Here is a 5609-nt window from a genome sequence, read left to right as displayed (position 1 = left end):
GGTCTGGTTTTTACAGCTGGTTTCAAATTTTGCAGTCGGGTTTCCGCGTTTTCCCGTGGTGCCTGGTTGTGTTCGTTTTTGTTTTACTTCAACGGAGAGTTTGATCCTGGCTCAGGATGAACGCTGGCGGCGTGCTTAACACATGCAAGTCGAACGATGATCCGGTGCTTGCACCGGGGATTAGTGGCGAACGGGTGAGTAACACGTGAGTAACCTGCCCTTAACTCTGGGATAAGCCTGGGAAACTGGGTCTAATACCGGATATGACTGATCATCGCATGGTGGTTGGTGGAAAGCTTTTTGTGGTTTTGGATGGACTCGCGGCCTATCAGCTTGTTGGTGAGGTAATGGCTTACCAAGGCGACGACGGGTAGCCGGCCTGAGAGGGTGACCGGCCACACTGGGACTGAGACACGGCCCAGACTCCTACGGGAGGCAGCAGTGGGGAATATTGCACAATGGGCGAAAGCCTGATGCAGCGACGCCGCGTGAGGGATGACGGCCTTCGGGTTGTAAACCTCTTTCAGTAGGGAAGAAGCGAAAGTGACGGTACCTGCAGAAGAAGCGCCGGCTAACTACGTGCCAGCAGCCGCGGTAATACGTAGGGCGCAAGCGTTATCCGGAATTATTGGGCGTAAAGAGCTCGTAGGCGGTTTGTCGCGTCTGCCGTGAAAGTCCGGGGCTCAACTCCGGATCTGCGGTGGGTACGGGCAGACTAGAGTGATGTAGGGGAGACTGGAATTCCTGGTGTAGCGGTGAAATGCGCAGATATCAGGAGGAACACCGATGGCGAAGGCAGGTCTCTGGGCATTAACTGACGCTGAGGAGCGAAAGCATGGGGAGCGAACAGGATTAGATACCCTGGTAGTCCATGCCGTAAACGTTGGGCACTAGGTGTGGGGGACATTCCACGTTTTCCGCGCCGTAGCTAACGCATTAAGTGCCCCGCCTGGGGAGTACGGCCGCAAGGCTAAAACTCAAAGGAATTGACGGGGGCCCGCACAAGCGGCGGAGCATGCGGATTAATTCGATGCAACGCGAAGAACCTTACCAAGGCTTGACATGAACCGGAAAGACCTGGAAACAGGTGCCCCGCTTGCGGTCGGTTTACAGGTGGTGCATGGTTGTCGTCAGCTCGTGTCGTGAGATGTTGGGTTAAGTCCCGCAACGAGCGCAACCCTCGTTCTATGTTGCCAGCACGTGATGGTGGGGACTCATAGGAGACTGCCGGGGTCAACTCGGAGGAAGGTGGGGACGACGTCAAATCATCATGCCCCTTATGTCTTGGGCTTCACGCATGCTACAATGGCCGGTACAAAGGGTTGCGATACTGTGAGGTGGAGCTAATCCCAAAAAGCCGGTCTCAGTTCGGATTGGGGTCTGCAACTCGACCCCATGAAGTCGGAGTCGCTAGTAATCGCAGATCAGCAACGCTGCGGTGAATACGTTCCCGGGCCTTGTACACACCGCCCGTCAAGTCACGAAAGTTGGTAACACCCGAAGCCGGTGGCCTAACCCCTTGTGGGAGGGAGCTGTCGAAGGTGGGACTGGCGATTGGGACTAAGTCGTAACAAGGTAGCCGTACCGGAAGGTGCGGCTGGATCACCTCCTTTCTAAGGAGCACCTACAAGCATTCAGTGCCGCGTATGTGGTGGTGGGGGTTTGTCAGGAGTATATGCCCGTTGCGCAGACGCTAGTTCTGCGGCGGGTGCTCAAGGGTGGAATATCAACGGATAGGTGCCTGGTGGCTGTCACCGGTTGTTAGTACGGATGCTTGTTTCTTCTTTTGGGGAGGGGCGGTGTTCAGGAAAGCGTGCCGGTGTGTGGTTGTTGGGTAGTGTTTGGCACACTGTTGGGTCCTGAGGCAACAGGGCCGGGGGTTGCTGCGGCTTTTGGTCGTGGTGGTGTTCCGGGTTTGTTTGTTTCTGGTTTTCCTGGCTGCATCGAGCGCGCACGTAGGTGTGTGGGGTGTGTGGTTTGGGGTTGTTGTTTGAGAACTACATAGTGGACGCGAGCATCTTTTATAAGAAGCAATTTCCAAGAATATGAACCTGGATCTGGCTGCGCGTGATGGTTACTGGCCCTTTTGGGGGTTGGTGGTGTTGTGTGTGGTTGGTTTTCGTGGTTCTCTCGAAAATTTTTGATTGATCTTCTGTGGTCAAGTTTTTAAGAGCACACGGTGGATGCCTTGGCATTAGGAGCCGAAGAAGGACGTAGGAATCTGCGATAAGCCTGGGGGAGTCGATAACCGGACTGTGATCCCAGGGTGTCCGAATGGGGAAACCCCGCCAGGGGCGCGAGTTGCCTGGTGACCCGCATCTGAACACATAGGGTGCGTGGAGGGAACGCGGGGAAGTGAAACATCTCAGTACCCGCAGGAAGAGAAAACAATAGTGATTCCGTTAGTAGTGGCGAGCGAACGCGGATCAGGCTAAACCGTTCCATGTGTGATAGCCGGCGGGCGTTGCATGGTCGGGGTTGTGGGACTTTCCGTTCTGTCTCTGCCGGGACAGTGGGGTGTGATGTGCAGGCATAGGTGAACGGTCTTGAAAGGCCGGCCAGAGAGGGTGTGAGCCCCGTAACTGTAATGTTGTGTACCGCCTGGAGAGTATCCCAAGTAGCACGGGGCCCGAGAAATCCCGTGTGAATCTGTCAGGACCACCTGATAAGCCTAAATACTCCCTAATGACCGATAGCGGACCAGTACCGTGAGGGAAAGGTGAAAAGTACCCCGGGAGGGGAGTGAAACAGTACCTGAAACCGTGTGCTTACAATCCGTCGGAGCAGCCTTGTAGTTGTGACGGCGTGCCTTTTGAAGAATGAGCCTGCGAGTTAGTGTTACGTCGCGAGGTTAACCCGTGTGGGGAAGCCGTAGCGAAAGCGAGTCTGAATAGGGCGTTGCAGTGGCGTGATCTAGACCCGAAGCGAAGTGATCTACCCATGGCCAGGTTGAAGCGACGGTAAGACGTCGTGGAGGACCGAACCCACTTCAGTTGAAAATGGAGGGGATGAGCTGTGGGTAGGGGTGAAAGGCCAATCAAACTTCGTGATAGCTGGTTCTCCCCGAAATGCATTTAGGTGCAGCGTTGCGTGTTTCTTGCTGGAGGTAGAGCTACTGGATGGCTAATGGGCCCTACAAGGTTACTGACGTCAGCCAAACTCCGAATGCCGGTAAGTGAGAGCGCAGCAGTGAGACTGTGGGGGATAAGCTTCATAGTCGAGAGGGAAACAGCCCAGACCACCAACTAAGGCCCCTAAGCGTGTGCTAAGTGGGAAAGGATGTGGAGTTGCTCAGACAACCAGGAGGTTGGCTTAGAAGCAGCCATCCTTAAAAGAGTGCGTAATAGCTCACTGGTCAAGTGATTCCGCGCCGACAATGTAGCGGGGCTCAAGTACACCGCCGAAGTTGTGGCATTCAAATATTAGCTAAGCCCTTGTGGTTCAGGCGTTTGGATGGGTAGGGGAGCGTCGTGTGGGCAGTGAAGTCGCGGTGTAAACCAGCGGTGGAGCCTACACGAGTGAGAATGCAGGCATGAGTAGCGAAAGACGGGTGAGAAACCCGTCCGCCGAATGATCAAGGGTTCCAGGGTCAAGCTAATCTGCCCTGGGTAAGTCGGGACCTAAGGCGAGGCCGACAGGCGTAGTCGATGGACAACGGGTTGATATTCCCGTACCGGCGAAAAACCGCCCATGCTGAACAGGGGATACTAACTGCCCGAGACCTGCCCGACACCCCTTGTGGGTGAAGGGTTTTGGTGGAGCGCAGGACCTGATCCTGGGAGGCAAGCGTATTAACAGGTGTGACGCAGGAAGGTAGCCGAGCCGGGCGATGGTTGTCCCGGTCTAAGGATGTAGGGCGAACGGTAGGCAAATCCGCTGTTCATGATGCCTGAGATCTGATGGGACCCCCGTTTGGGGGGATTTGGTGATCCTATGCTGCCGAGAAAAGCATCGACGCGAGGTTTTAGCCGCCCGTACCCCAAACCGACACAGGTGATCAGGTAGAGAATACTAAGGCGATCGAGAGAATTATGGTTAAGGAACTCGGCAAAATGCCCCCGTAACTTCGGGAGAAGGGGGGCCCCAACCTTGAACCACACTTGCTGTGGGGAGGGGATCGGGGCCGCAGAGACCAGGGGGAAGCGACTGTTTACTAAAAACACAGGTCCGTGCGAAGTCGCAAGACGATGTATACGGACTGACTCCTGCCCGGTGCTGGAAGGTTAAGAGGACCGGTTAGCCTCACGGCGAAGCTGAGAATTTAAGCCCCAGTAAACGGCGGTGGTAACTATAACCATCCTAAGGTAGCGAAATTCCTTGTCGGGTAAGTTCCGACCTGCACGAATGGAGTAACGACTTCCCCGCTGTCTCAACCATAAACTCGGCGAAATTGCAGTACGAGTAAAGATGCTCGTTACGCGCAGCAGGACGGAAAGACCCCGAGACCTTTACTATAGTTTGGTATTGGTGTTCGGAGTGGCTTGTGTAGGATAGGTGGGAGACGTTGAAGCCCGGACGCCAGTTCGGGTGGAGTCATCGTTGAAATACCACTCTGGTCACTTTGGACATCTAACTTCGGCCCGTAATCCGGGTCAGGGACAGTGCCTGATGGGTAGTTTAACTGGGGCGGTTGCCTCCTAAAAAGTAACGGAGGCGCCCAAAGGTTCCCTCAGCCTGGTTGGCAATCAGGTGTCGAGTGTAAGTGCACAAGGGAGCTTGACTGTGAGAGAGACATCTCGAGCAGGGACGAAAGTCGGGACTAGTGATCCGGCGGTACATTGTGGAATGGCCGTCGCTCAACGGATAAAAGGTACCTCGGGGATAACAGGCTGATCTTGCCCAAGAGTCCATATCGACGGCATGGTTTGGCACCTCGATGTCGGCTCGTCGCATCCTGGGGCTGGAGTAGGTCCCAAGGGTTGGGCTGTTCGCCCATTAAAGCGGTACGCGAGCTGGGTTTAGAACGTCGTGAGACAGTTCGGTCCCTATCCGCTGCGCGCGCAGGAAATTTGAGAAGGGCTGTCCTTAGTACGAGAGGACCGGGACGGACGAACCTCTGGTGTGTCAGTTGTACTGCCAAGTGCACCGCTGATTAGCTACGTTCGGATGGGATAACCGCTGAAAGCATCTAAGCGGGAAGCTCGCTTCAAGATGAGATTTCCATACACCTTGTGTGTGAGAGGCCCCCAGCCAGACCACTGGGTTGATAGGCCGGATGTGGAAGCGAGGACTAACGACTCGTGAAGCTGACCGGTACTAATAGGCCGATAACTTACACCACACACCCTCTTCGTGAACGGATTCAAAAGACGTTCACACCATGAAGCAGGGTAAAAAGATAAACAAGACTGCTTGCGTCCACTATGTGGTTCCCAAACAACAAACCAAAAGTTGTCCAGGGAACAAAAACACAACACAATAACAACACCACAATGTTGTAACCACAGTTTTCCCACCCCCAAGCATCATCACAGGGGTTGGGTACAAGGGTTACGGCGGTCATAGCGTGGGGGAAACGCCCGGTCCCATTCCGAACCCGGAAGCTAAGACCCACAGCGCCGATGGTACTGCACCCGGGAGGGTGTGGGAGAGTAGGTCACCGCCGGACA

The 5609-nt window shown here is 54.9% G+C and carries 3 rRNA genes; all 3 read left to right on the top strand.

From position 1 onward, the window contains the following. Positions 1-88: 88 nt before the first annotated feature. The 3 genes from BMX78_RS22410 (at position 89) to rrf (ending at position 5608) form a co-directional block, all read left to right on the top strand. Positions 89-1613 (top strand): 16S ribosomal RNA (locus tag BMX78_RS22410). 543 nt (positions 1614-2156) lie between these two features. Further along, positions 2157-5281 (top strand): 23S ribosomal RNA (locus tag BMX78_RS22405). Positions 5282-5491: 210 nt separating this feature from the next. Then, a 5S ribosomal RNA gene (gene rrf / locus BMX78_RS22400) occupies positions 5492-5608 on the top strand. Together the 16S, 23S and 5S rRNA genes form the textbook arrangement of a ribosomal RNA operon. Position 5609 lies beyond the last annotated feature (1 nt).

It is taken from the genome of Arthrobacter sp. OV608, assembly GCA_900110595.1.
Lineage (GTDB): Bacteria > Actinomycetota > Actinomycetes > Actinomycetales > Micrococcaceae > Arthrobacter.
The sequence above is the reverse complement of the archived record's forward strand: the minus strand, read 5'-3'. Positions and strand labels throughout refer to the sequence as shown.